General features: G+C 71.5%; 23 protein-coding genes. 10 read left to right on the forward strand and 13 right to left on the reverse strand.

Features of this window, described 5'->3' with window-relative positions; translation table 11 throughout:
* Window positions 1–207 precede the first annotated feature (207 nt).
* Window positions 208–1,782, forward strand: coding sequence for an ABC-F family ATP-binding cassette domain-containing protein (locus ACIP6W_RS03580; protein WP_400428323.1), 1,575 nt, complete (start codon window positions 208–210; stop codon window positions 1,780–1,782).
* Between the two features lie 26 nt (window positions 1,783–1,808).
* Here the strand turns inward: ACIP6W_RS03580 and ACIP6W_RS03585 are convergent, their stop codons facing one another.
* The 3 genes from ACIP6W_RS03585 to ACIP6W_RS03595 all read right to left on the reverse strand — a co-directional run bounded on the left by ACIP6W_RS03585 (window position 1,809) and on the right by ACIP6W_RS03595 (window position 4,187).
* Entirely contained in the window at window positions 1,809–2,507 is a 699-nt protein-coding gene (locus tag ACIP6W_RS03585) for an SDR family oxidoreductase (RefSeq protein WP_400428325.1), read from the reverse strand.
* A gap of 93 nt (window positions 2,508–2,600) precedes the next feature.
* On the reverse strand, window positions 2,601–3,662 hold the full coding sequence (locus ACIP6W_RS03590) for a YihY/virulence factor BrkB family protein (RefSeq protein WP_066651884.1): 1,062 nt from the start codon (window positions 3,660–3,662) through the stop codon (window positions 2,601–2,603).
* A 3-nt stretch (window positions 3,663–3,665) separates the two neighbouring features.
* Window positions 3,666–4,187, reverse strand: a complete 522-nt coding sequence (locus ACIP6W_RS03595) for a hypothetical protein (RefSeq protein ID WP_400428328.1) — start codon at window positions 4,185–4,187, stop codon at window positions 3,666–3,668.
* 63 nt (window positions 4,188–4,250) lie between these two features.
* Between ACIP6W_RS03595 and ACIP6W_RS03600 the strand changes: the two genes are divergently transcribed.
* Window positions 4,251–4,991: an MBL fold metallo-hydrolase gene (locus ACIP6W_RS03600; RefSeq protein ID WP_271826950.1), complete on the forward strand. Its 741-nt coding sequence runs from the start codon at window positions 4,251–4,253 to the stop codon at window positions 4,989–4,991.
* A 287-nt stretch (window positions 4,992–5,278) separates the two neighbouring features.
* Here the strand turns inward: ACIP6W_RS03600 and ACIP6W_RS03605 are convergent, their stop codons facing one another.
* The 7 genes from ACIP6W_RS03605 to ACIP6W_RS03635 form a co-directional block, all read right to left on the reverse strand.
* On the reverse strand, window positions 5,279–6,322 hold the full coding sequence (locus tag ACIP6W_RS03605; protein ID WP_251154163.1) for a Gfo/Idh/MocA family protein: 1,044 nt from the start codon (window positions 6,320–6,322) through the stop codon (window positions 5,279–5,281).
* Between the two features lie 114 nt (window positions 6,323–6,436).
* Entirely contained in the window at window positions 6,437–7,363 is a 927-nt protein-coding gene (locus tag ACIP6W_RS03610) for a prenyltransferase (RefSeq protein ID WP_209684178.1), read from the reverse strand.
* The gene (locus ACIP6W_RS03615; RefSeq protein ID WP_209684180.1) at window positions 7,360–7,845 is read right to left on the reverse strand and encodes a lycopene cyclase domain-containing protein; all 486 of its coding nucleotides are present in this window, start codon (window positions 7,843–7,845) and stop codon (window positions 7,360–7,362) included. Before ACIP6W_RS03615 ends, ACIP6W_RS03610 begins: the two co-directional genes overlap by 4 nt.
* Window positions 7,842–8,204 (reverse strand): lycopene cyclase domain-containing protein, encoded by a 363-nt coding sequence (locus tag ACIP6W_RS03620; protein ID WP_066651873.1) that lies wholly within the window; start codon window positions 8,202–8,204, stop codon window positions 7,842–7,844. The genes ACIP6W_RS03615 and ACIP6W_RS03620 overlap by 4 nt, the downstream gene beginning before the upstream one ends.
* The gene (crtI, locus tag ACIP6W_RS03625) at window positions 8,204–9,868 is read right to left on the reverse strand and encodes a phytoene desaturase family protein (RefSeq protein WP_400428332.1); all 1,665 of its coding nucleotides are present in this window, start codon (window positions 9,866–9,868) and stop codon (window positions 8,204–8,206) included. The genes ACIP6W_RS03620 and crtI overlap by 1 nt, the downstream gene beginning before the upstream one ends.
* Window positions 9,865–10,782 carry a phytoene/squalene synthase family protein gene (locus ACIP6W_RS03630; RefSeq protein ID WP_209684186.1) on the reverse strand — a complete coding sequence of 306 codons (918 nt, stop codon included), beginning with the start codon at window positions 10,780–10,782 and terminating at the stop codon, window positions 9,865–9,867. Before ACIP6W_RS03630 ends, crtI begins: the two co-directional genes overlap by 4 nt.
* Entirely contained in the window at window positions 10,779–11,837 is a 1,059-nt protein-coding gene (locus ACIP6W_RS03635; RefSeq protein ID WP_066651867.1) for a polyprenyl synthetase family protein, read from the reverse strand. The genes ACIP6W_RS03630 and ACIP6W_RS03635 overlap by 4 nt, the downstream gene beginning before the upstream one ends.
* Window positions 11,838–11,858: 21 nt before the next feature.
* On the opposite strand from ACIP6W_RS03635, the gene idi reads away from it, so the two are divergent.
* The 6 genes from idi to ACIP6W_RS03665 all read left to right on the forward strand — a co-directional run bounded on the left by idi (window position 11,859) and on the right by ACIP6W_RS03665 (window position 19,324).
* Window positions 11,859–12,401, forward strand: a complete 543-nt coding sequence (gene idi / locus ACIP6W_RS03640; RefSeq protein WP_066651866.1) for an isopentenyl-diphosphate Delta-isomerase — start codon at window positions 11,859–11,861, stop codon at window positions 12,399–12,401.
* A 257-nt stretch (window positions 12,402–12,658) separates the two neighbouring features.
* On the forward strand, window positions 12,659–13,744 hold the full coding sequence (locus ACIP6W_RS03645) for a magnesium and cobalt transport protein CorA (protein WP_400428334.1): 1,086 nt from the start codon (window positions 12,659–12,661) through the stop codon (window positions 13,742–13,744).
* A 104-nt stretch (window positions 13,745–13,848) separates the two neighbouring features.
* Window positions 13,849–14,868 (forward strand): LacI family DNA-binding transcriptional regulator, encoded by a 1,020-nt coding sequence (locus tag ACIP6W_RS03650; protein ID WP_066651865.1) that lies wholly within the window; start codon window positions 13,849–13,851, stop codon window positions 14,866–14,868.
* Between the two features lie 442 nt (window positions 14,869–15,310).
* Window positions 15,311–16,834, forward strand: coding sequence for a multiple monosaccharide ABC transporter ATP-binding protein (mmsA, locus tag ACIP6W_RS03655; RefSeq protein WP_209676583.1), 1,524 nt, complete (start codon window positions 15,311–15,313; stop codon window positions 16,832–16,834).
* Complete coding sequence (mmsB, locus tag ACIP6W_RS03660) at window positions 16,831–18,123, forward strand: multiple monosaccharide ABC transporter permease (protein ID WP_326496708.1); 1,293 nt, start codon at window positions 16,831–16,833, stop codon at window positions 18,121–18,123. The genes mmsA and mmsB overlap by 4 nt, the downstream gene beginning before the upstream one ends.
* 85 nt (window positions 18,124–18,208) lie before the next feature.
* A complete protein-coding gene (locus tag ACIP6W_RS03665; protein ID WP_066651861.1) occupies window positions 18,209–19,324 on the forward strand; it encodes a sugar-binding protein in 1,116 nt (371 codons plus the stop codon).
* A 262-nt stretch (window positions 19,325–19,586) separates the two neighbouring features.
* Here the strand turns inward: ACIP6W_RS03665 and ACIP6W_RS03670 are convergent, their stop codons facing one another.
* From ACIP6W_RS03670 to dcd, 3 genes are all read right to left on the reverse strand, one after another.
* Window positions 19,587–20,006, reverse strand: coding sequence for a DUF86 domain-containing protein (locus ACIP6W_RS03670; protein ID WP_400428336.1), 420 nt, complete (start codon window positions 20,004–20,006; stop codon window positions 19,587–19,589).
* A complete protein-coding gene (locus ACIP6W_RS03675; protein WP_400428338.1) occupies window positions 20,003–20,512 on the reverse strand; it encodes a helix-turn-helix domain-containing protein in 510 nt (169 codons plus the stop codon). The genes ACIP6W_RS03670 and ACIP6W_RS03675 overlap by 4 nt, the downstream gene beginning before the upstream one ends.
* 97 nt (window positions 20,513–20,609) lie before the next feature.
* Entirely contained in the window at window positions 20,610–21,197 is a 588-nt protein-coding gene (gene dcd, locus ACIP6W_RS03680) for a dCTP deaminase (protein ID WP_209684193.1), read from the reverse strand.
* Window positions 21,198–21,299: 102 nt separating this feature from the next.
* On the opposite strand from dcd, the gene ACIP6W_RS03685 reads away from it, so the two are divergent.
* Together ACIP6W_RS03685 and ACIP6W_RS03690 are read left to right on the forward strand one after the other, a co-directional pair.
* A complete protein-coding gene (locus ACIP6W_RS03685; protein ID WP_400428340.1) occupies window positions 21,300–22,415 on the forward strand; it encodes a GNAT family N-acetyltransferase in 1,116 nt (371 codons plus the stop codon).
* An 86-nt stretch (window positions 22,416–22,501) separates the two neighbouring features.
* Complete coding sequence (locus ACIP6W_RS03690) at window positions 22,502–24,547, forward strand: cytochrome c oxidase assembly protein (protein ID WP_400428343.1); 2,046 nt, start codon at window positions 22,502–22,504, stop codon at window positions 24,545–24,547.
* Window positions 24,548–24,572: the final 25 nt, after the last annotated feature.

The following is a 24,572-nucleotide window of genomic DNA, read 5'->3' on the forward strand; positions in this document are numbered from 1 at the left end:
GGGTGGCGGACACGGGGGTCCCCGACGGAACGAGCAGCCTTGCAGTCGATCACCGGTACCGCGCAGTCCTCGCGCTGACACCGTGATCGTCGCGCCCCGTCGGGCGCCCTGGTCGTCGCGCCCCCTCGGGCGCGCCCGAGTGCCGACCCCTCCGGTCGCCGCGGGTCCGGTGTCGTGCGCCCAGCTCACGATCCGGGAGGCACCCCCATGCCCGCAACACCGTCCGTCGTCCTGCACGACCTCACCTTCACCTGGCCCGACGGCACCGTCGCGCTCGACCACCTCACCGCCGCCTTCGGCCGCGGACGCACCGGCCTGGTCGGGAGGAACGGCGCCGGCAAGTCCACGCTGGTCCGGCTCGTCACGGGCCGGCTCCAGCCCACGTCCGGCTCGGTCAGCACGACCGGTCCGGTGGACCACCTGCCCCAGCGGCTGCACGCCCGCCCCGGGGACACCGTGGCGGACCTGCTCGGGATCCGCCCGACGCTGGCGGCGCTCCGAGCCGTCCTGGACGGCGACGCCTCGGCCGCACACCTCGACGCCGTCGGCGACGACTGGGACGTCGAGGAGCGTGCCGCCGCAGCGCTCGCGGACGTCCCCGGGCTCGACGGCGACGACCTCGACCGACCCGTCACGACCCTCTCGGGCGGGCAGGCGGTCCTGGCGGCCGTGGCCGGCATCCGCCTGCGAGGACGTCCGATCGCACTGCTCGACGAGCCGACGAACAACCTCGACCGGCGGGCCCGCGCGGCCCTGCTCGACCTGGTCGACGGCTGGCGCGGCACCCTCGTCGTCGTCGGTCACGACCGGGAGCTGCTGGAGCACGTCGACGAGACCGTGGAGCTCCGCAGCGGCTCGGCGACGGTGTTCGGCGGGACGTTCAGCGCGTACGAGGAACACCTCGCCGTGCAGCAGGCCGCCGTCGCCCGCGAGGTCCGCGTCGCCGAGCAACGGCACCGCGCGGAGAAGCGGCAGCGCATCGAGGCCGAGACGACGATCGCGCGCCGGGCGAGGGCGGGCGAGAAGGCGGGTCGCTCGATGCCGAAGATCCTGGCGAACGAGCAGCGGAAGAAGGCGCAGGAGACCGCTGGTCGGCTCCGGACGGCGCACGGTTCGGCGGAGGCGCAGGCCCTGTCGGCGGTGCGGGAGGCCGAACTGCGCCTGCGCGACGACGAGCCCCTGCACGTGGCACTGCCAGACCCGGACGTGCCGGCGTCACGGCGCATCGCGACGATCACCGTGCGCGGGCGGGACACCGTCGTGCAGGGCCCGGAACGCCTCGCCGTGACGGGCGACAACGGCGTCGGCAAGACGACGTTGCTCGACCAGCTCGTCGGGAGCCCCACCGCACGGGACCACCCGGTCCCGGACACCGCGGCGGTGCCGCACGTCGACCGGATCGGGTACCTCGCGCAGCGTCGGGACGGACTCGACGACGACGCCACCGTGCTCGAGAACGTCCGGCGGGACGCCCCGCACGTACCCGACGGGGAGCTCCGGAACCGACTCGCGCGTCTGCTCGTCCGCGGCGACACGGTGGACCGTCCCGTCCGCTCGCTGTCGGGCGGGGAGCGCTTCCGGGTGGCGCTGGCCGCGCTGGTGCTCGCGGACCCGCCGCCGCAGCTCCTGGTGCTCGACGAGCCGACGAACGACCTCGACCTGACGAGCGTCGACCAGCTCGTGGCGGCGCTCCGGGCGTACCGCGGCGCCCTCGTCGTGACCAGTCACGACGAGACCTTCCTCGAGCGGCTCGACCTGACGGGTCGGATCGCGTTGCGGTAGCCCTTCCGCGCCGACCCGGCTGGTGGCTACCGCTTCCGGGTCGGCCGGATCGCGACCGACTCGATCGTGCCGCGCTCCGGCAGGTCGACGACGGTCCGGACGGCCGCGGCGACGTCCTCGGGCGCCAGGTAGTAGGCGGTGTCGTAGTCCTCGCCGAGCTTCTCGGTCAGGGCGCGCTGCATGTCGGAGTCGGTGCGGCCCGGGTGCACGCTCGACACCCGCACGCCGTTCGCCCGCTCCTCCTCGCGCAGCGCGTCCGCGAAGGCCCGGAGCGCGAACTTCGACGCCGCGTACACACCGCCGCCGGGACCTGCGGTGAATCCCGAGCCGCTGTTGATCGGCACGACGATGCCGCGCGCCGCCCGGAGCGCGGGGAGCGCCAGCCGTGTCAGTTCGGCGACCGCGAAGACGTTGGTGGCGAACACCTGCTCCCACACGTCGCGTGGGGTGTCAGCGATCCGCGTGCCCTGCTCGACCCCGGCGCTGTGCACCAGGACGTCGAGCGAGCCCGGCAGGTCCGGCACGTCACCCGCGCCGAGGTCGCCGACGAACGGTGACGCGCTCGGCAGCTGGGCCACGAGCGCGGCGACCGCGTCGGCGGAGCGGCCGCCCACCAGGACGTGGTGGGTCCGCCCGAGGTCCAGCGCGATCGCGCGGCCGATGCCGCGGGTGGCCCCGGTGACGAGCGCGGTCGGGCGGGCGGTGGCGGGAGCGGTGTGGGTCATGCGTCCCACCCTACGGAGCGGGCGTGGCGGACCGGCACCGCGCCTCCCGGCTGTGGAGGGCGGGGCCGGCCGCCGCCGCTGTGCAGGAGCCGGTCAGTCCTTCGAGCGCCCGGCGCTCTCGCGGATCCTGATGCCCTCGAGCACGTCCTTGGCGTGCTGCTCGTCCTGCTTCTCGATCTGGCGGGTGTCGCGCTCGGGGAGCTGGATGTCCTCCTCGGCCCGGATGCCGGCCTGCAGCTGGCGGCCGCGCTCGAGCTCGGCGTCGAACTCCGCACCGAAGAGCAGCGCGTTGTTCGTGATCCAGATCCAGAGCAGGAAGACGATGACGCCACCGAGGGAGCCGTACGTCGCGTTGTAGTTCGAGAAGTTCCCGACGTAGAAGCCGAAGCCGACGCTCGCGATGATCCAGATCGTGATGCCGACCAGCGCGCCGCCGCTCACCCACTTGAACTTGGACTGGCGGATGTTCGGCGCCCAGTAGTACAGCACCGCGACGACGACGATCATGATCGCGAGCAGGATCGGCCACTGCACGATCGAGACCACGAGCGCTGCGGCGTCGCCGAGGCCGATGACGTCGCCGAACGCCCGGGCCAGCGGTCCGGAGACGAGCACGAGGAGCCCCAGCACGAGCAGCACGACGGTGAACACCGTGACGCCGAGCATGGTCGGTCGGAGCTTCCAGATCGGTCGGCCCTCGCGGACGTTGTAGATGCGGTTCATCGCCCGGCCGAAGGCGCCGACGAAGCCCGACGCGGACCAGAGGGCGCCGAGCACACCGACGATGAACGTGATCGGCGCCGCAGGCGAGCGCACGAGGCCCTCGACCGGGTCGCGGAGGAGCTCGGCGACCTGCCCGCCACCGACGTTCGTGACGACGTCGAGCAGGGTGTCGATCGTGTCCCGTGGGTTCGAGACCAGGCCGAGGATCGACACGATCGCCAGCAGACCGGGGAAGAGCGCGAGCACCGTGTAGTAGGTCAGGCTCGCGGCCAGGTCGGTGCACTGGTCGCTGGTGAACTCGCGGAGCGTCTTCTTCAGCGTGTACGTGAACGACGGCTTCGTGAGGTCCGTCGGGCTGTCCGGCTTCCGGGGGTCGTCCGGTGCCGGCTTGTGCTGCATCTCCTGCTGGAGGGTCTTGTCCTTGTGCGCCATGGTCTAGCCCTTCGCCTTCGCGAGGGCCTTCGCCGCCGCCTTCGACCGCGCCGCAGCCTGCTTCCGGTTCTTCGTCGCGCGGCGCTGGACCGCGGCGATGCCGGCCCGCTGCTTCACGCGGTTCTTGTGCACCGGGTCGCGTTCGAGCGACTCCTCGGCCGCCTTGCGCCGGGCCTTCCGCCCCTTCCGGCCGCCGCGCGCCTGGTCGGCGTCGAGCTCGCCGCGCGCGCCGAAGGGCAGGAGCGCGGTGAACGCGGTCGACGCCGCCGGACGGTCGAGGTACCCGGCGTCGGTCCGCCCGATGCGGGTGCCGAGGACGATCGCCGCGATGCCGGTCGCCGCGGTGACGCCCATCGCGATGAGCGGCGTCGGGTCGCGGTGCCAGCGCTGCCGGGCCTTCGCGAGCGCCAGCCGGGTGCGCGCGGGCACGTCGGAGCGCCGCCGGATCTCGCTGACGCTGTCCGTCAGGCGTTCGCGGGTCCGCACGTTCGCGAGCTCCAGCTCGGGGATGCTGTCCTTGGCCATGCTTCGTGCCTACCAGGCGGTCCCCGGCATGGCACCGAGCGACCGCGGTCTACGGTGCAGCCCATGCTCTTCCGGGACGTCGCCGAGGGGATCCACCGCCTCGAGATCGCACACACCAACACGTACCTCGTCGAGACGGGCGACCGCCTGCTCGTCGTCGACGCGGGGCTGCCCGCCGCGTGGCCGCACCTGCTGCTCGCCGTCCACGACCTCGGGTACACGCCCGCTCGGGTCGAGGCGCTGCTGCTCACGCACGGGCACTTCGACCACGTCGGCACCGCCGCCAGGATGCACCGCGAGTGGGGCACGCCCGTCTTCGTGCACCCGGGCGACCGCGACCTGGCGGCTCACCCGTACTCGTACCGGCCGCAGACGAACCGCTTCGGCTTCGTCGCGGTGCACCCCGGCGGACTCGCACCGCTCGGTCGGATGCTGCTCGCCGGTGCGGCGACGGTGGACGGGATCGCGGAGACGCAGCCGCTGGTGTCCCGCGCCGACGTCCCCGGCAACCCGTGGATCATCGAGACGCCCGGGCACACGGACGGGCACGTCGCGCTGCACTTCGCCGACCGCGACGCGCTGATCGTGGGCGACGCCCTGGTCACCTTCGACCCCTACACCGGTGGGATCGGGCCGCGGGTGGTCGCGCCGGCCGCGACGGCGGACGTCGACGAGGCCGTCGCGTCGCTCGGTCGGCTCGAGGACACCGAGGCCCGGCACGTGCTGCCCGGGCACGGCCCCGCGTTCTCGCGGGGCGTGCGCGCCGCGGTCGCGCAGGCCAGGAGGGTGGCCGGCGCCGCGTAGCGCCGGGCCCGAGACCCGGGCCTGGCGACGGCCCTCGCACGCACGCGCACGAGGACCGTCGCGCAGCGCGAGTCCCGCGGCAGTGGTGCCGGGCGGACGTCGGACGGGAGGCGCGCGGCGGCCCCGCCCCGCGCCTCCCGTCCGTCGTGACGTGCGTCCCCGCGCACCCGTTCCTTCCCGGAACGGTTGCGATGGCTGGTGAGAACGGGCGTACCTGGTCGAACGGATCGACCAGGTACGCCCGGATCGACCAGGTACGCCCGGAAGCACCCGAGCTCGCGAGCGCCCTACTCGGGCAGGACCACGTCCTCGGGGCGGCCGGAGGCTGCCGAGCGACCAGCGGCCTCCATCAACGCCAGGCTCCGCAGGTTGTCCCGGCCGCTCGTCTCGGGAGCCGGGCCGCCCTCGACGGACCGGGCGAAGGCCTGCAGCCCGCCCTGCCGGTCGGTGTGCTCGAGCGTCGGGAGGTCGACGGCCTCGGCCTCGGCGTCCTGGTCGGCCCGCAGCGTCACGCGGTCCCCGGCGATCTCGCTCGGCGATCCGTCGCGGCTCGTGAACCAGATCTCGCCGTCCTCGCCCTGGATGCTCCACTCTCCCGCCCACGCGGTCCGCGGAGCACGCGAGAGCCAGCTGCCGCGGTAGCTCACGACGAGACCGTCCTCGAGCTCGATGATCATCGACGTGACGGCCTCGTCCTGGTACTTGCTGTGGCTCGGGTACGACGCGCGGGCGTACACGCGGACCGCCTCGAGCCCGGTGATCATCCGGAGCAGGTCGAAGTGGTGGATCGCCATGTCGTTGATCATCGGGTGCGGGAACCGGTAGTGCGGGTAGGTCTCGACGGGCTGGTCGTTGTCCCACTGCCGGAAGTCGATGCTGATCGCGGACAGCTCGCCGAGCTCCTTCGCCGCGAGCAGCTCCTTGACCGCCCGGGGTGCCGGGTACCAGCGGTAGTTCTGGCTGACCTGCAGCACGAGCCCGAGCTCCTCGGCCCGACGGACCGCCGTGAGCGCCTCGTCGGTGGAGTTCGCGAACGGCTTCTCGACCAGGACGTGCTTGCCGGCCTCGAGGGCCTCGAGTGCGAGCGGCACGTGCGTGACGGCCGGTGCGGTGATGACGACGGCGTCGGCCTCGACCCCGGCGAGCGCCTCGGTGAGCGAGGCGAAGGCGGCGGATGCCGGCAGGTCGAGGTCCTCGCGCACGGCGTCCAGCGTCGCGGGGACCGGGTCGACGAGCCCGACCACCTCCACTTCGGTGACCTGCGGGATGGCGGTGCGGGCCCAGTTGCCGCCCCACCCTCCGAGACCGACGTGGATGATGCGGACCGTCATGCGTGCACTCCTTCGTGACCGGCGCGCCACGACTCCCGCGGCGCGTGCGTCCAGTCTGTCAGGCCGACGACGAGTGTCGTGCAGCCGCACCCACCGCCCGCGCAGCAGCCTGCGTCAGTGCGTCCAGGCGTAGCCGATGAGGGCCATCGTGACGATGAACCCCGCCAGGTAGTTGATCCAGAGGAACCGCTTCCATCCCGCGTTCGCCGCCTCGGCCCCGGCGTCGGTGATGTTCCACCACGGCAGGACGTTGAGCGCGTACGGCACGACGACGATCGCCGCGATCGGCCCCGGGAAGTCCGAGAACAGCAGCGCGACGCCGGCCACGAGGTACGCCACGAACGCCAGCCGGACCGTCGCCCGGGCGCCGATCACCGTCGCGACGGAGCCGATGCCGCCGGCCCGGTCGGCCAGCACGTCCTGCACGGCGCCGAACGCGTGCGAGGCCACGCCCCACAGGAAGAACGCGACGCAGACGGCGACGAGTGCCCCGGTCCAGTGCGGGCCGGCGAGCGCCAGCCCGTAGACCGCCGGTGAGACGAAGTGCGTCGACGACGTCAGCGAGTCGAGGAACGGCTTCTCCTTGAAGCGCAGCCCCGGTGCCGAGTACGCGATCACCGCGAAGACGCTGATCGCGAGCACGAGCCACGACCACGGCCCGTTGCCGCTCAGCGCGCCGAGCACCACGAGTGCGACGAGGAACGGGACGTTCGTGACGACGACCGCCCACAGCGTGGTGCGGTGGACGCTCTTGTCCAGCAGCGCGCCCTCGACCCCGCCCTTCCGGGGGTTCCGCAGGTCGGACTCGTAGTCGAAGACGTCGTTGATGCCGTACATGGCCAGGTTGTACGGCACGAGGAAGTACAGGACCCCGACGAGGAACGCGACGAGCGAGAAGCCGCCGCCACCGTCGACGCCGACCCCGCTGCCGAGCAGGTACGCGGCACCGAAGGGGTAGGCGGTGTTCACCCAGCTGATCGGTCGCGACGACACGAACAGGGCGCGCGCGGTCGACGGTCTGGAGGCACTGCTCACGGTCACGGGGTCTCCTCCGGTCGACGGGGTGGCTGGGTCGGCGTTCCGACCGTACCGGTCCCGCGTCCCGCCCCGCGGACGGTGGGGTGCGCGGACGACCGGGCCCGCGGCCGCTCGAGCAGGACCCAGCAGCTCGGCAGCAGCAGGGCGGCACCGAGCGAGTAGGCCAGGTCCTCGACCGGGAACAGCCCGACCCGGGCGCCGGAGACCAGCGCGTCGTCGTACGCGACGATGCCGAGCCCCACGATCACGTTGTTGAAGACGCCGGTCATCAGGAGCAGGACGACGCCGGCCGCCACGGCGCTGACGACACCGCCCACACCGACCCACCGGCGCCCCGCCCGGCCACGACCGGCCCGCCCACGACCGGCCTGTCCGCGACCGGCTCCGCGGCGACGGGCCGACACGACTCCGGCCGCCACGGCGACGAGGGCCGCGAAGGCCAGGAACGGCACCGCGAGCAGGGCGTACGTCGCCGTGCCGGTCACGAGCGTCGCTCCTCGTCGGGCCCGACCCGGGACCCGGCACGGTCGAGCCGCCGGGCCACGACCGGACGCAGGGCACCGAACAGGTCCATCGTCGTCCAGCAGAGCAGCACGAGGAAGAAGACCTCCTCGAGCGGGACCTCGGGCGCGAGCAGCACCCCGGTCAGCAGGTCGCCCTGCCCGATGAAGAAGATGCCGAGGTGCACGCCCGCGACGTCCCACACGAGGAAGAACACGAGCCCGATCACCATCACCGCCGCGGCACGCAGGGGGCTGCGCCAGAGGAACAGCCGGTACCGGGCGTCGAGCACCGCGATGCCGGCGATCGACACCACGAGTCCGGCGAGGTACGCCCCCGGCATCAGCCCACGGTCCGGGCGGACCCGGCCGTCGACGACCCGGCGGGCCCCGACGACGGTGCCGGCAGTGGCGTCGGCAGCGGTTCGGTCGACGTGTCGCCGTGGATGCGCTTGAGCAGCACCTCGGCGCTGATCAGGCACATCGGCAGGCCGATGCCCGGGGTGGTCGAGGCGCCCGCGTAGTAGAGGCCGTCCACCTTGCGGGAGACGTTCGCCTCGCGGAAGAACGCGCTCTGCGCCAGCGTGTGCGCCGGCCCGAGCATCGAGCCGCTCCACGCGTTGTAGTCGTCGGCGAAGTCCTGCGGGCCGATCGTGCGACGCACGCGGATGCGGTCGCGCAGGTCCGGGACGCCGGAGCGCTCCGCGATGACGTCGATCGCGCGGTCGGCGATGCGCTCGACCTCGGCGTCGCCGGCACCGTCGATGCCGCCCTTCCCGATGGACAGGTCGGCGGGCAGCGGCACCAGGACGAACAGGTTGCTCGACCCCTCGGGCGCGACGGTGTCGTCGGTGAGCGAGGGCGCGCAGACGTAGATCGACGCCGGGTCCGGCACGTGTCGGTCCTTGCCGAAGATCGCGCCGAAGTTGGCCTCCCAGTCGGCGGTGAAGACCAGCGTGTGGTGCAGCAGCCCGGGCACGGGGCCGTCGACCCCGAGGTAGACGAGCACGGCGCTCGGCCCCGGGTCGCGCTTCCGCCAGTGCGGCTCCGGGTACGTCCGGTGCTCCGCGTCGAGCAGGTGCAGCTCGGTGTGGTGCAGGTCGGCGGCGCTCACCACGAGGTCGGCGGGCACGGTGTGCTCCGCACCGGAGTCATCGCGGTGCACGACGCCCGTGACGTGCCCGTCCTCGACGACGATCCGCTCGACGGTCGCACCCGTGGTGATCTCGGCACCCTCGCGACGGGCGACGCGCTCGACCGCGGCGATGACCTCGGTGATGCCGCCCTTCGGGTAGAGCACCCCGTCGGCCAGGTCGAGGTGGCTCATCAGGTGGTACATGCTCGGCGCGGCGTACGGGCTCGTGCCGAGGAACACCGCCGGGTAGCCGAGGACCTGCCAGAGCCGACGGTCCCGCACGGCCTTCGACGCGAACGACGACAGCGGCTGCAGCAGGAGCCGGGCGAGCTTCGGCAGACGACGGAGGACGTCCGGGGCGGCGAGCTTCGTCAGGTCCTGGAAGGTCGTGTAGAGGAAGCGACGGACGGCCATCGCGTAGGTGTCCTCGGCGGAGTCGAGGTACTTCCGCAGCCGCGCACCGGCACCGGGCTCGATCGACTCGAAGAGCGCGATGTTCGCCTCGCGGTCCGCGCGCAGGTCGATCGGTTCGTCGTCGCCCTCGCTGTAGACGCGGTAGCCCGGGTCGAGCCGGACGAGGTCCATCTCGGCGTCGGCGGTGGTGCCGAGCAGCCGGAAGAAGTGGTCGAACACCTCGGGCATGAGGTACCAGGACGGCCCGGTGTCGAACCGGAAGCCGTCCCGCTCCCACGACCCGGCGCGGCCGCCGAGCTGGTCGCGCTGCTCGAGCACGGTGACGGCGTAGCCGTCGCGGGCGAGCAGCGCGGCGGACGCGAGTCCGCTGATGCCGCCGCCGACGATCACGGCACGTCGGGCCGGCACCGCGCGCCGCGACGCGGGGGTGGACGGACGGGAGGCACGGGACGGGGTCATGCACGGCCTCCAGACCGGTGGTGGGCTGCGCGGGACGACAGCGGGGCGCGTCCGGCGAGCACGCGCGCGGCGAGCTGCGCCTTCACCGGGTTCGGCACGCGCACGCGCGTCGTCACCAGGCGGTCCGCCGGGCACGCGGCGATCCGGTCGTTGAGCTCCTGGAACAGCGCGTGCGCGAGGCCGACGGCCTTGCGCGCGTCGACGGGGAGCAGCGGCACCGTCAGCGCGGCACGGTCGAGGTCGGCCTGCACGTCGGCGACCAGGCGGTCCTTGGTGGCCTCGTCGAACGTGCGGACGTCGACCCCCGGGAAGTACGAGCGGCCGAGCACCTCGAAGTCGGCGTGCAGGTCGCGCAGGAAGTTCACCTTCTGGAAGGCCGCCCCGAGCGCGCGGGCACCGTCGACGAGCACGGCGTCGTCGAAGGTCGGCCGACCGGCCCGGTACACGAACGCGCGGAGGCACATCAGCCCGACGACCTCGGCGGAGCCGTACACGTACCGGTCGAACGACTCCTGGTCGTGCTCGGTCCGCTCGAGGTCCATGCGCATCGACGCGAAGAACGGCTTCGTGAGCTCCGGCCCGAAGCCCGTCGTGCGGGCGGTGCGGGCGAAGGCGTGCACGACCGGGTTCACCGAGAAGCCCAGTGCCATCGCACGCTCGGTGTCGGCCTCGAGCTCGTCGAGCACGGTGCGCGCCAGGTCGTGGTCGAGTCCGGCCTCGGTCGCGGGACCGTCGACGACCTCGTCGGCCACGCGGACCAGGGCGTACACGTTGCGGATGTGCTCGCGGGTGTCCCGGGTGAGGAGCCGGCTCGCCAGGCCGAACGAGGTCGAGTAGCGCTCGATGACGACCCCGGAGGCAGCCTCGGCCGTCGCGTCGTACAGGGGCAGACGCGGTGGTGCGGTCTGGGTCACCGCACGCGCTCCAGCAGTTCGGACACCAGGTGCTCCAGTCGTTCGGCGAGCTCGTAGGGCAGGGCCGCGAGCTCGGCTCGGGCGAGGGCGGCGTGCTCGGCGATCCGGGACTCGGCCGCCGCCTTCGCGCCGCAGGTCTCCAGGGTCGCACGGAGCTCGGCCGCGCGTTCCTCGCCGAGGTCGGGGTCGCCGAGGTAGGGCGCGATGTCGTCCCAGCAGTCGGTGGTCGCGGCGTAGGCGATGAGCATGGTGCGCTTGCCCTCGCGCAGGTCGCCGAGCACGGACTTCCCGGTCACGGTCTCGTCGCCGTAGACCCCGAGCAGGTCGTCGACGATCTGGTAGGCGATGCCGATCTCGCGACCGAAGGCACCGAGGGCGGCCACGACGGACTCGTCCGCGCCGGCGAGCACGGCACCGGACTGCAGCGGCGCCTCGAACGAGTAGACGCTCGTCTTCGCCCGCTCCATGGCCAGGACCTCGTCGACGGAGGGCATGACGCCCAGCGCGAGGTCGACGTCGGTCATCTCGCCCGCCGCACTCGCGAAGACCGCGTCGTCGAGGATCTCGAGCAGCCGGGCACGACGGTCGTCGACGACACCGGACGCCTCGACGAAGCGTGCGGCGGCGACGAGGGCGAGGTCCCCCGCGATGACGGCGGCGCTCACCCCCCGGTGCTCAGCGGTGGGCAGCGCGAGACCACCGGTGGTGCCGGTGTCGCGGAAGGACCCGGCGACGTTCGGCTCCCCGCGGCGCGACCAGTCGCGGTCGATGACGTCGTCGTGCACGACGAGCGCGGTGTGGAGCAGCTCGTACGCGGCGGCGACGTTCGCGGCGGCGTGGGCGTCCGTGCCGCCGAGCCCGGCGTACGCGGTGAGGACCATGCGGGGGCGGAAGCGCTTGCCGCCCATGCTCGCTCGACGGAGCACCCGCCAGAGTTCCTCGGACGGTCTGCCGAACCGACGCGCACGGGCCGACGACACCGCGAAGAAGCGTTCGATGCAGTCGTCGACCAGTGCGAGGTCGATCTGCGCCACGGTGGCCGCTTCCTCGCTCATTGGCCTAACCTATCGGGGCAGATGAACACTTTCCCGGAATCCGTCGTCCTGCTCGCCGAAGACCGCACTCCCATCGGCACCGCCGAGAAGTTCGCGGTGCACACCGAGGACACCCCGCTCCACCTCGCCTTCTCGTGCCACGTGCGGAACGCCGAGGGCAAGGTCCTCGTGACCCGTCGCGCCCTGTCGAAGAAGACCTGGCCGGGGGTGTGGACGAACACGTTCTGCGGGCACCCCGGACCGGACGAGGCGTTCGAGGACGCCGTCGCCCGCCGCGCCTCCCGCGAACTCGGCATCACCGTGCGCGACGTCGAGCTCGTGCTGCCCGACTTCCGGTACCGCGCGGTCGACGCCTCGGGCATCGTCGAGAACGAGGTCTGCCCGGTGTTCCGCGCGGTGACCGACGACGTCCCGGCCCCCGCGGACGACGAGGTCGCCGAGTACGCCTGGCTCTCCGAGGACGAACTGCGGGCGTCGGTCGCCGCGGCACCGTTCGCCTGGAGCCCCTGGCTCGGGTGGCAGCTCACGGAGCTCGAGCAGCAGGGACTGCGCGTCACCCGCTGAGCGATCGCTCACTCGACGCACGTCCACCCTCCGGGTAACGTGGCCCGCTGGTCGCGCCCTGGCGACCGCGGACGACGAGAAGGGCAGGTGAGGCGCGATGTCGGGTGACCATCCTCGATCGGGCCGGACGACCGCCCCGGTCGTCGCCGTGCCCGTTCGCTGACGCACGCTCCGCACCGGCTCGACCGGTGCCCGTGCTCGCCCTGCTCCGTCGCGGAGCATCGCGCCTGCCTGATCCCGAGCACGAGGAGCACGACATGGCACGCATCGACGACGCCGTCTACGTCGCAGGACGTCGCATCGGCGGTCCCGCGAGCCTGTCCCGGGCCACGGAGAGCGACCCGGTCACCACCACGGCGACGGCCGCGGACGGCACGCTCGCCTGGATCGGCCTGCTGCGCCCCGACGACGCCGAGCTCGAGGCCGTCGCCGCCGAGTTCGACCTGCACGAGAACGCCGTCGAGGACGCCCGCAAGGGACACCAGCGCGCCAAGCTCGAGCGGTACGGCGACACGCTCTTCCTGGTGCTCCGACCCGCCTGGCACCGCGCCGACACGAACGAGGTCGAGTTCGGCGAGGTGCACCTCTTCGTCGGTCGGCGGTTCGTGGTGACCGTGCGGCACGCCGAGGAGCCCGACCTCGCCGCCGTCCGCTGCCGGGTCGAGGCCGACCCGGAGTTCCTCGCCACGGGGTCCGAAGCCGTCACCGCCGCCGTGCTCGACGAGATCGTGGACGGCTACGCACCGGTCGTCGAGGTCATCCAGGACCAGGTCGACGCCATCGAGGACCAGCTGTTCGCGGGCCAGGTCGACCCCGGCGTCTCGAAGCGCATCTACCAGCTGCTCAGCGAGGTGCTCGGGTTCCAGCGCGCCACGGCCCCGGTGCCGGCGATGGTGCGCGGGCTGCTCCGGGGCGCCGACAAGTACGGCGTCGACGACGAGGTGCAGCACCGCCTGCGCAACGTGCTCGACCACGCCCTCCGCGTGACGGAGCGGGTGGACTCGTTCCGGGCGCTGCTCGAGAACGCCCTCACGCTGCACTCGACCCTCGTGACGCAGGAGCAGAACGAGGCGATGCGGCGGATGACGAGCGCCTCCCTGGCGCAGGGCGAGGAGAGCCGGCAGCTCGCCCGGGCCGCGCACCGCCAGGGCGAGGAGGTCAAGAAGATCTCGTCCTGGGCGGCCATCCTCTTCGCCCCGGGGCTCATCGCCGGCGTCTACGGCATGAACTTCGACCACATGCCGGAGCTGCACTGGCGGTACGGCTACCCGGTCGCGATCGTGGCGATGCTCGCCCTGGCGGGGATCCTGTGGCTGGTGTTCCGGAAGCGCAACTGGCTCTGACGCGGGTACGGCTGGCGTGCAGCGCGGGGACGTGCATAATGATCTGGCTCGGAATGTGAACGTGCACATCGAGGTGCCACGGCCCCGAGCAGGAGAGAGCAACGATGGCGTCACCGCGGACACAGCAACCGCGCTCGCCCAGCATCCGTGACGTCGCGCGGGTCGCCGGCGTCTCGCACCAGACGGTGTCGCGCGTGCTCAACAACTCGGACGCCATCCGCGCCGAGACCAAGGACCGCGTGCTCGCCGCGATGGAGCAGCTGCAGTACCGGCCGAACCGCGCCGCGCGCGCCCTGGTCACCAGTCGGACGCACACCATCGGCGTGCTCACCGCGCAGCGCTCCCACTACGGACCGGCCGCGACGATGCAGGCGATCGAGGACGCCGCCGTCACGCGCGGCTACTCGGTGACGACCGCGAACATCGCGGCGGCCACCGACGAGGCGGTCCGGGACGGTCTCGGGCACCTGCTCGACCAGGACGTCGAGGGGATCATCGTCATCGCGCCGCAGCAGCGCGTGTTCGACCTCATCGAGGAGCTCGGGATGCGGACGCCCTACGTGGCGCTCCGCACGAGCGGCGGGGACGAGCGCTCGACGCTCTTCATCGACCAGATGGAGGGTGCCCGGCTGGCGACCGCGCACCTGCTCGACCTCGGCCACGAGTACGTCCGGCACATCGCCGGGCCGCAGGACTGGATCGAGGCCGAGGCCCGCATGCAGGGGTTCCTGCGCGAGATGTCCGACCGGGACATGCCCGTCGTGCCGCCGATCCTGGGCGACTGGACCGCGGACTTCGGGTACCACGCGGGCCGGGAGCTCCTGCGGTACCGGGACTGCACGGCGATCTTCTGCTCGAACGACGCGATGGCGCTCGGGGTCATGCACGCGGCGCGGTCGTACGGGCTCGACGTCCCGGGAGACCTGTCCGTGGTCGGTTACGACGACATCCCCGAGGCGAAGCACCTCTGGCCGCCGCTGACCACGGTGGAGGTCGACTTCCCCGAGCTCGGTCGGCGCTGCGTCGAACTGCTCCTGCCGTCCGAGGGGCACACGCTCCGCCCGGTCGACCTCGTGCCGCAGCTCGTGGTGCGCGGATCGACGGGCGCACCCCGGCGCCGCTGACGCGACCACGCGGGTCCGCGCCGCGCGGCCCGGACCGCGACCACGCGTCGGCCTGGAGGCCCGTCGCGGCCCCGCCCCGCGCCTCCCGTCCGCCCTGCGTGACGCCCGACCACCCCACCTCGGGGGGCGTCAGGACGCGGATTCCGCCGGATCACGCGGGCCGTTACGAAAACGCGACCGAACCGAATTGACAGCCGCGACGGGGCTGTGCGTAAATTACCTCCGTTCCGCCGATGTGAACGGTCACATGACCGTCACACCGAGCAGGACACCGGACGCGACAACGAGGTCCACGCAGGCACTCCTGCGCCCCCGATGCCGCACCTCACCACCCGAAGGACTGCCGCACCGCAGCGGCAGAAGGAGATGCACCGTGGCGTCAACCCCACAGGGACCGGACCTGGCCACCAGGTCCGTCACCAGCGCCGAGACCATCCTCGAGATGCGGTCGATCACCAAGGAGTTCCCTGGTGTCAAGGCGCTCTCGGACGTGTCGCTCAGCGTCCGCGCCGGCGAGATCCACGCGATCTGCGGCGAGAACGGCGCCGGCAAGTCCACCCTCATGAAGGTGCTGTCGGGCGTCTACCCGTACGGCACCTACAGCGGCGAGATCGTCTACGAGGGCGACGAGGTCCGCTTCAAGGACATCAAGCAGTCCGAGCAGGCCGGCATCGTCATCATCCACCAGGAGCTCGCGCTCATCCCCGAGCTGTCGATCACCGAGAACCTGTTCCTCGGCAACGAGCCCGGCCGCTTCGGTGTCATCGACTGGACCAGCGCCCAGCTCCGCGCCCAGGACCTGCTCGCCCGCGTCGGCCTCGACGAGGACCCGGACACGCAGATCAAGAACCTCGGTGTCGGCAAGCAGCAGCTCGTCGAGATCGCGAAGGCCCTGCACAAGGACGTCAAGCTCCTCATCCTCGACGAGCCGACCGCGGCCCTGAACGAGAACGACTCGCAGCACCTGCTCGACCTCATCGTCGGGCTGAAGTCCAAGGGCATCGCGAGCATCATCATCAGCCACAAGCTCAACGAGATCGAGCAGATCGCCGACGAGATCACGATCATCCGTGACGGCAAGGCGATCGAGACGCTCAACGTGAAGGGCGACGGCGTCAATGAGGACCGCATCATCCGCGGGATGGTCGGCCGCTCGCTCGAGAGCCGGTTCCCGGACCGCACGCCGAAGATCGGCGAGGTCTTCTTCGAGGTCAAGAACTGGACCGTCCAGCACCCGCAGGACGCCTCGCGCCTGGTCGCGAAGGGCTCGAACTTCCACGTCCGCCGCGGCGAGATCGTCGGCTTCGCGGGCCTGATGGGCGCCGGCCGCACCGAGCTCGCGATGAGCATCTTCGGCCGCTCGTACGGCAACTTCATCGACGGCCAGATCATCAAGGACGGCCGCGAGATCAAGATCGCGAACGTCCAGCAGGCGATCCAGAACGGCCTCGGCTACGTCTCCGAGGACCGCAAGGCCCTCGGTCTGAACCTGCTCGACACGGTGAAGCGCTCCACGGTCGCCGCCGACCTGCCGAAGATCTCGAAGGCCGGTGTCGTCGACTCCCTCGAGGAGTACGACGTCGCCGAGCGCTACCGCAAGATGCTCCGCACCAAGGTGCCGACCGTCGAGGAGAACGTCGGCAAGCTGTCCGGCGGGAACCAGCAGAAGGTCGTCCTGTCCAAGTGGATGTTCACCGACCCGGACCTGCTGATCCTCGACGAGCCCACCCGCGGCATCGACGTCGGCGCGAAGTTCGAGATCTACGGCATCATCCAGCAGCTCGCGGCACAGGGGAAGGGCATCATCCTCATCTCCTCCGAGCTCCCCGAACTCCTCGGCCTCTCCGACCGGATCTACACGATCTTCGAGGGCCAGATCACCGCCGACGTCCCCGCGGACCAGGCCGACCCCGAGACCCTCATGCGCAGCATGACCTCCGCGCGGAAGGGCGCACTGATCTCATGAAGAACCTGAAACTGCTGTTCGGCAAGGGCAACAGCATCGGCCAGTACGGCATGATCATCGCGCTCATCGCGATCCTGATCCTGTTCTCGATCCTGACGAACGGGCTCATCCTCGAGCCGACGAACATCATCAACGTGTTCCTGCAGTACTCCTACATCCTCATCCTGGCGCTGGGGATGGTCATGGTGATCATCGCGGGACACATCGACCTGTCGGTCGGTTCCGTCGCGGCGTTCACCGGCATCATCGTCGCCCAGTCGATGGCGCAGTGGAACTTCCCGGCGTGGGCCGCGATCATCCTCGGCCTCGCCGTGGGTGCAGCCGTCGGTGCCTGGCAGGGCTTCTGGGTGGCGTTCGTGAAGGTCCCGGCCTTCATCGTGACCCTGGCCGGCCAGCTCATCTTCCGCGGTGCGAACCAGATCATCGGCAACTCGACGTCGCAGCCGGTGCCGGACGACTACGCGAAGATCGGCTCGGGCTTCCTGCCCGACTTCGGCCCGGACTTCGGGTTCTCGAACGGCACGCTCATCCTCGGCATCGTCACCTGCCTCGTGCTCGTCTTCCTCGAGTTCCGCGGCCGTCAGCGTCGCAAGAAGATGCACGCCGAGCTCGTCCCGCTCTGGGTCTCGATCGTCCGCACGGGCATCCTCGTCGCCGTCACCCTCGTCGCGACCTACCTGTTCGCCGCCGGCCCCGCCGGCACGTCGATCCCGATCGTCGCGATCATCCTCGGTGTCCTGACCATCGTCTACGGCTTCCTGACCAAGAACACGATCTTCGGCCGCCAGGTCTACGCGGTCGGTGGCAACGCGAACGCCGCCGTCCTGTCCGGCGTCAGCGCCCGCAAGGTCAACTTCTTCGTCATGATGAACATGTCCGTCCTGGCCGCCGTCGCCGGCATGGTCTTCGTCGGTTACTCGGGTGCCTCGGGCCCCGCGGACGGCACCGGCTGGGAGCTCGACGCGATCGCCGCCGTGTTCGTCGGTGGCGCAGCGGTCGCCGGTGGCATCGGCACGATCTCCGGATCGATCATCGGTGGTCTCGTCATGGCCCTGCTGTCCAACGGTCTGTCGCTGGTGGGCCTCGAGTCCAACCGCGTCCAGATCATCCGCGGTCTCGTCCTGCTCGTCGCCGTCGCCTTCGACGTCTACTCGAAGTCGCAGGGGCGTCCGTCCCTGATCGGCGGGATGTTGAAGCAGTTCCAACGCAAGGACACCGAACAGAACACGGTGGCCGCGCAGCAGCCGCGGAGCATCGAGGACCAGCCCGAGAAGGTCAACGTCCAGTAACACGTGGCGGGCGGCCGCTCCGGTGGCCGCCCGCACGATCCCCGCACCACACAGCACCACTCCTCAACGAAGAGAAAGCAATCTCATGCGCAAGAAGCTCATCGCCGGCATCGGCCTGGCACTCGTCGCGGGTCTGGCCCTCAGCGGCTGCTCGGCCCGCGGCAACTCGGACGCCGGCTCGGACTCGTCGGGCGGCGCCTCGAACGTCCAGATCAAGAAGGGCGACCTGATCGGCGTCGCGCTCCCCGCCAAGACCTCGCAGAACTGGGTCCTCGCGGGTGCCGCGTTCGAGAAGTCGATCGAGGACGCCGGCTTCAAGGCCGACATCCAGTACGCCAACGCCGGCAACCCGGTCCCGGACCAGCAGGGCCAGATCCAGTCGATGGTCACCAAGGGCGCGAAGGCGATCATCATCGGTGCCGCCGACGGTTCGCAGCTCGGCACGCAGGTCGCCGCCGCCAAGAAGTCCGGCGCCGTCGTCATCGCCTGGGACCGCAACATCCTGAACACCGACGACGTCGACTACTACGTCGCGTTCAACAACTTCAAGGTCGGCCAGCTGCAGGGCCAGGCCCTGCTCGACGGCATGAAGGCCAAGAAGTCGAGCGGCCCGTACAACATCGAGCTCTTCTCCGGCTCGCCCGACGACGCCAACGCGAAGGTCTTCTTCAACGGCGCCATGGACGTGCTCCAGCCGAAGATCGACGACGGCACCCTCAAGGTCGTCTCGGGTCAGACCTCGTTCTCGAAGACGAACACCCAGGGCTGGCTCGCGCAGAACGCCCAGTCGCGCATGACCGACATCCTGACGAAGTCGTACACGAACACCGAGCTCGACGGCGTCCTGTCGCCGAACGACACCCTGGCCCGCGCCATCCTGACCGCCACCAAGGCTGCTGGTAAGCCGAACCCGGTCGTCACCGGTCAGGACTCCGAGACCGCCTCGATCCCGCTGATCATGCAGGGCGAGCAGTACTCGACCATCTACAAGAACACCACCGAAGAGGCGCAGGCCGCGATCGACCTGGTCTCCGACCTGGCCGACGGCAAGACCCCGAAGACCACCGAGGACAAGAACAACGACAACGGCAAGAAGGTCGTGCCGGCCGTCGAGCTGACCCCGGTCCTGGTCACCAAGGAGAACGCGGTCGAGGCCTACAAGGGCAACGACACCCTCGAAGAGCTCGCCAAGAAGGGCTGATCCCCTCCACGGCAGCGCCACAGCACCACAGCACGAGGAAGGCCCCGTCTCGCTCCGGCGAGACGGGGCCTTCCCGCGTCCCGGGGCACCGGCGTCGAGACGCCGGCGTCGGGTCGAGACGCCGCCACGCCCGCGAGACGCCTCCGGTTCCGGGGGCGCCTCGGTGGCCGCGGTGCGTCTCGCGCAGACGCCCCCGTCTCGCGGGACGGACGGAGCGCCGGACGGGAGGCACGGGGCGCGGCCGCCACGGGCCTCCCGTCCGTCAGCCGGCTGGGTCGGAGGGCTCGCCGGCCGGGTCGGAGGGCTCGCCGTCCGGGTGCGCCGGATCGCCCGGAAGGACGTGGGTCGCACCCGTCGCGCGCAGCCGCTCCGCCGCCTCCCGCAGCCGTGGCACGTCGACGCGTGCCGTCCACAGCAGCACCGATGGCGTCACCGCTCGGCGTCGGCCGGTCAACCGGTCCCCCACGCCGGCGAGACGCGCCCACGGGATCTCGGGCTCGGTGGCCGTGAGGACACCGGGCAGGGCCGCGACGACCGTGCCGATCTCGACCAACCGCATCCGGACCGCGTCGAGCACGACGTCCGACGGAGCGGCGCCTGCGACGTAGCGCTCGATCGCCTCGCACGCACGCACGACCGCGTCGAGCCGTTCGTCCACCTCCGGTCCCGTGGCACCCGTCACAGCGGGACCGCTGCACGGTGCAGGTCCGGCCCGGCGCACAGGGCGTCGAGCACCTCGACGTCGACACCGAGCAGCCGCTCCGCCTCGTCCTGGATCCGCATGAGGGTGAAGATCCCGGCGCCGGGCTCGAGGTCCACGAGCAGCCCGACGGACTCGGCTCGCCGCCGGGAGCCGGTGGTGCACAGGACGCGGGGTGCGGCACCGCCGTTGCGCTCCACCGCCGCGACCAGGGCGTCGCGCGCGGCCGCGATGCGATCGACCAGGGGAGGCGGAGCGTCCACCGGGAGCAGGTCGACCGATGCCTCGAACCCCGCAGCACGGACGAGTCGCTGCAGCGCCGCGAGCGACGGTTCCCGCCGACCGTTCTCGTACGTGCTGATCACACTCTGCGTGACCCCGGCGCGAGCGGCGAGCTGCACCTGCGTCAGTCCGGCGCGCAGTCGGGCGTCGCGGATGATCTCGGACGCCACCACCGGCTGCGGCGCACGGGTCGGTGCTTCGGCCATGCAGCAACGATACACAGAGTGCGACATTTCGCCGCGCAGTAGTACATCACCGGTTCCGCGGCGGCCTCCGGATGGGCGCGATCGGCCCCGTCCGCGGTCAGTCGCGCTGCGAGACGTCCGCGCGGTGGAAGTTCAGCGCCGAGCGCGACGGGGTCGGACCACGCTGGCCCTGGTAGCGCGACTGGTACTCGGCAGAGCCGTACGGCTTCTCCGCCGGGCTCGAGAGCTGGAAGAAGCAGAGCTGCCCGATCTTCATGCCCGGCCAGAGCTTGATCGGCAGCGTCGCGACGTTCGACAGCTCGAGCGTGACGTGGCCCGAGAAGCCCGGGTCGATGAAGCCCGCCGTCGAGTGCGTCAGGAGGCCGAGGCGACCGAGCGAGCTCTTGCCCTCGAGGCGTGCCGCGATGTCGTCCGGCAGCGTCACGACCTCGAACGTCGAACCGAGGACGAACTCCCCCGGGTGCAGCACGAACGCCTCGTCCGGGTCGGTCTCGACGAGACGGGTGAGCTCGGGCTGGTCCTCTGCCGGGTCGATGTGCGGGTACTTGTGGTTGTCAAACAGCCGGAAGTACTTGTCGAGGCGGACGTCGATGCTCGACGGCTGCACGAGCGAGGAGTCGTACGGGTCGAGGCCGATCCGCCCCTCGGCGAGCTGGGCGGTGATGTCGCGGTCGGAGAGCAGCACGCAGCAACCCTAGCGGCAGGGTCCGGCCACCGGTATGCTGCGAGGCTGCCCTGCCGGGCGGCGGACGACGGCCGTCCGACCGGCCGACCACAGGGGGCAACGATGGCCGACCACACCGACACGGTCGACGGGCAGCTCGTCGTCGAGGAACTCGTCGTGCCGGCGACGATGGACGACGACCCGGAGCTGGTGCGGGCGTTCTCGGACTGGCTCGCGGTGTCCGACGCCGCCGAGGTCGCGGTGCACGGGCTGCCCGAACTGCCGTGGACCCCGGCCGAGTACCTGCCGATGTGCCACGAGCCGGGATCGCCGAGCCGCCTGTTCGTCGTGCGCGACGACACCGGCGACGTCGTGGCCGCGGGCTCGTACGACTCGAAGACCGAGCCGGGCACGACGAACTGCTGGCTGTCGGTGGGCGTCCGCCCCGACCGCCAGCGCCGGGGGTTCGGCACGCTGCTCACCGACCACCTCGAGCAGCTCGCCCGGACCGAGGGCCGCACGCAGTGGAAGACGTACGCGGTCTCGCGACAGGTCGGTCCCGGCGACGGGCCCGGGTACCGCCAGGCCCCGACGGGCTCCGGCGCCGTCCCCGAGGACGAGGCGGCGGTGCGCTTCCTGACCGGACGCGGCTGGCGCTTCGGGCAGGTGAACCGCATCAGTCGGCTCGGGCTCCCCGCCGACGCCTCCGTCGTCCGGGAGCTGCACGACCGCGCCGCGACGGCGGCCGGACTGGCCTACCGAGTGCACACGTGGACCGGCGCCACCCCCGAGCGGTGGCTCGACGACCTCGCGCTGCTGCACACCCGGATGAGCACCGACGCGCCGGAGGGCGACATGCAGGAGCCCGAGGACGTCTGGACCGCCGACCGCGTCCGGGAGTCCGAGGAGCAGCTCGCGAGCGGGCCGCACACCATGCTGACCGTCACCGTCGAACACGTCGAGAGCACCACCCTAGCCGGTTTCAGTCAGCTGAAGGTGCCGGACGATCCCACTCGGGCCGTGATGCAGTGGGACACGCTCGTGCTCCGCGAGCACCGCGGGCACCGACTCGGATGGCTCCTCAAGGTGGTCGGGATCGAGACCGTCGAGCGGGACTTCCCGGGCCGGCCGTCGATCGTCACCTTCAACGCCGAGGAGAACCGACCGATGCTCGACGTCAACGAGGCGGTCGGGTTCGTCGGGGTCGGCAGCGAGGGCATCTGGGAGCACCGCGACTGACGGCCGATCGAACGTCGGGAGTCGGGAGCGGGACGGTCCCGGACTGGGACCGGGGTGTCAGGCGGGCGACCTACCATTGGACGGTCATGACCGTCACGTCAGCCGCCACGCAGCCCGGGGACACGGCACCCGACCCCGCCCCCACCACCGCGCGATCCACCACCGTCGCGACGGTCCTGGTCATCGCGATCCCCCTCGCCGTGGCGTGCGCCGTGCTCGGCATGACCGTGACCGGCGCCTTCACCGCGTCGCAGCAGCTCGTCTCCGCCGGTGACCTGGTCGAGTACGGCCTGCCGGTCGCCCGCGTGGTGCACGACACGACCGCCGCGCTGGCCATCGGCCTGCTCATCGTCGCCGCGTTCGCGCTGCCCGCGAAGAAGACGGACCACGGTGCGATGTCGAGCGTGCAGCACCGAGCCGCCCGGTGGGGTGCCGCAGCCGGTGCCGTGTGGTTCCTGGCGGCCGTCGTCGGCATCGTGCTGACCGGCGCCAACACCCTGGGCGTCCCGCTCACCAGCCCGGTGTTCGCCCGCAACTTCCTGCTCTTCGCGTTCCAGGTCGAGATCGGCCAGTCACTCGTCGTCTCCGCCGCGGCGATCCTCGTCGCGACGCTCGTCGCCGCGTTCGCCACCCGGGTCACCACGCTCGCGGTCGCCACCGTCGCCGCGCTCTTCGCGCTGCTGCCCCTCGCACTCTCCGGGCACGCCGCGGGCGCCCTCGAGCACGCGAACGCGGTGAACTCGCTCGCCGTGCACCTGGTCGCCGTGTGCGTCTGGGCGGGCGGTCTCGTCGCCGTGCTGCTGCTCCGCACCCGGACGAAGGGTGCCACCGGCCGGGTCGTCGCCCGCTACTCGACGCTCGCGGGCTGGGCCTTCGCCGCGGTGGCCTTCTCGGGCATCGTCAACGCCTCGCTCCGCCTGACCGGCCCCGCCGACCTCGTCACGACGACGTACGGCTGGCTCATCACGGTCAAGGCCGTCATCCTCGTGCTGCTCGGGCTCGCCGGGGTCGCCCAGCGCCGGAAGCTCGTGCCGGGTCTGCTCCGTGCACCGCTCGACCGGAAGCTCTTCGTGCGGTTCGCCCTGGCCGAGGTCGTCTTCATGGCCGTCGCGATCGGCGTCTCGGTCGCCGTGTCCCGCTCGCAGCCGCCGATCCCGCAGACGCCGGAGACCGGGCAGGACACCCGCTCCGGCCTGCTCGGGTACACGTACCCGCCGGCGCAGACCGTGCAGACCTACCTGACGCAGTGGCACATCGACTGGGTGTACCTGGCGATCGCCGTCGTCGGTGCCGGCTGGTACCTCCTGTCGGTGCGGAAGCTCAAGCAGCGCGGCGACTCGTGGCCGGTCGGCCGGACCATCGCGTGGTTGCTCGGCTGCGCGCTGTTCATCTGGACCACCTCGGCCGGGCCGGCGGTCTACGGCATGGTGCACTTCTCGTCGCACATGCTCCAGCACATGCTGCTCATGATGTTCGTGCCGCTGCCGCTCGTGCTCGGCGGGCCGGTGCTCCTGGCGCTGCGGACCCTGCCGGTGCGGAACGACGGGTCGCGCGGCGCTCGCGAGTGGCTCATGCTCTTCACGCACTCGCGGTGGATGCAGTTCCTCGCGCAGCCCGCCGTCGCCGGTGTCATCTTCGCCGGGTCGCTCGTGGTGTTCTACTTCACCCCCGCGTTCCAGTACGCGATGCAGTCGCACGAGTGGCACGTCGTGATGGTCGTGCACTTCGTCTTCAGCGGGTACCTGTTCTTCTGGGTCTTCGTCGGCGTCGACCCGGGTCCGAAGCGCCCGCAGTACCCGATCCTCATCATCGCGCTGCTGGCGACCCTGGCCTTCCACGCCTTCTTCGGCGTCGCCGTGATGACCTCGCAGTCCGTGTTCGCGGCCGACTGGTTCCACGCCCTCGGCCAGACCGACGACCGGGCACTGCTCGCCGACCAGCACACGGGCGGTGGCATCGCCTGGGGCGCGTCCGAGCTGCCGATGGTGTTCGTCGCGCTGCTCGTGGTGCGCAACTGGGTGCGGACGGACAAGCGGGACGCCAAGCGCCTCGACCGCAAGGCCGAGCGCGACGGCGACGCGGACCTCAAGGCGTACAACGAGCGGCTCGCCGCCATGAGCAAGCGCGACTGACGCCGATCCCCCCGGCACCGGGCGG

The sequence above is a fragment of the Curtobacterium sp. NPDC088465 genome (genome assembly GCF_044753165.1).
Classification (GTDB): Bacteria; Actinomycetota; Actinomycetes; order Actinomycetales; family Microbacteriaceae; genus Curtobacterium.

Coding starts and splice junctions, on each gene's coding strand:
- ACIP6W_RS03580 (WP_400428323.1), top strand. CDS start 208: ATGCCCGCAACACCGTCCGTCGTCCTGCACGACCTCACCTTCACCTGG.
- ACIP6W_RS03585 (WP_400428325.1), bottom strand. CDS start 2,507: ATGACCCACACCGCTCCCGCCACCGCCCGCCCGACCGCGCTCGTCACC.
- ACIP6W_RS03590 (WP_066651884.1), bottom strand. CDS start 3,662: ATGGCGCACAAGGACAAGACCCTCCAGCAGGAGATGCAGCACAAGCCG.
- ACIP6W_RS03595 (WP_400428328.1), bottom strand. CDS start 4,187: ATGGCCAAGGACAGCATCCCCGAGCTGGAGCTCGCGAACGTGCGGACC.
- ACIP6W_RS03600 (WP_271826950.1), top strand. CDS start 4,251: ATGCTCTTCCGGGACGTCGCCGAGGGGATCCACCGCCTCGAGATCGCA.
- ACIP6W_RS03605 (WP_251154163.1), bottom strand. CDS start 6,322: ATGACGGTCCGCATCATCCACGTCGGTCTCGGAGGGTGGGGCGGCAAC.
- ACIP6W_RS03620 (WP_066651873.1), bottom strand. CDS start 8,204: ATGCCGGGGGCGTACCTCGCCGGACTCGTGGTGTCGATCGCCGGCATC.
- crtI (WP_400428332.1), bottom strand. CDS start 9,868: ATGACCCCGTCCCGTGCCTCCCGTCCGTCCACCCCCGCGTCGCGGCGC.
- ACIP6W_RS03635 (WP_066651867.1), bottom strand. CDS start 11,837: ATGAGCGAGGAAGCGGCCACCGTGGCGCAGATCGACCTCGCACTGGTC.
- idi (WP_066651866.1), top strand. CDS start 11,859: ATGAACACTTTCCCGGAATCCGTCGTCCTGCTCGCCGAAGACCGCACT.
- ACIP6W_RS03645 (WP_400428334.1), top strand. CDS start 12,659: ATGGCACGCATCGACGACGCCGTCTACGTCGCAGGACGTCGCATCGGC.
- ACIP6W_RS03650 (WP_066651865.1), top strand. CDS start 13,849: ATGGCGTCACCGCGGACACAGCAACCGCGCTCGCCCAGCATCCGTGAC.
- mmsA (WP_209676583.1), top strand. CDS start 15,311: ATGCGGTCGATCACCAAGGAGTTCCCTGGTGTCAAGGCGCTCTCGGAC.
- mmsB (WP_326496708.1), top strand. CDS start 16,831: ATGAAGAACCTGAAACTGCTGTTCGGCAAGGGCAACAGCATCGGCCAG.
- ACIP6W_RS03665 (WP_066651861.1), top strand. CDS start 18,209: ATGCGCAAGAAGCTCATCGCCGGCATCGGCCTGGCACTCGTCGCGGGT.
- ACIP6W_RS03675 (WP_400428338.1), bottom strand. CDS start 20,512: ATGGCCGAAGCACCGACCCGTGCGCCGCAGCCGGTGGTGGCGTCCGAG.
- ACIP6W_RS03685 (WP_400428340.1), top strand. CDS start 21,300: ATGGCCGACCACACCGACACGGTCGACGGGCAGCTCGTCGTCGAGGAA.
- ACIP6W_RS03690 (WP_400428343.1), top strand. CDS start 22,502: ATGACCGTCACGTCAGCCGCCACGCAGCCCGGGGACACGGCACCCGAC.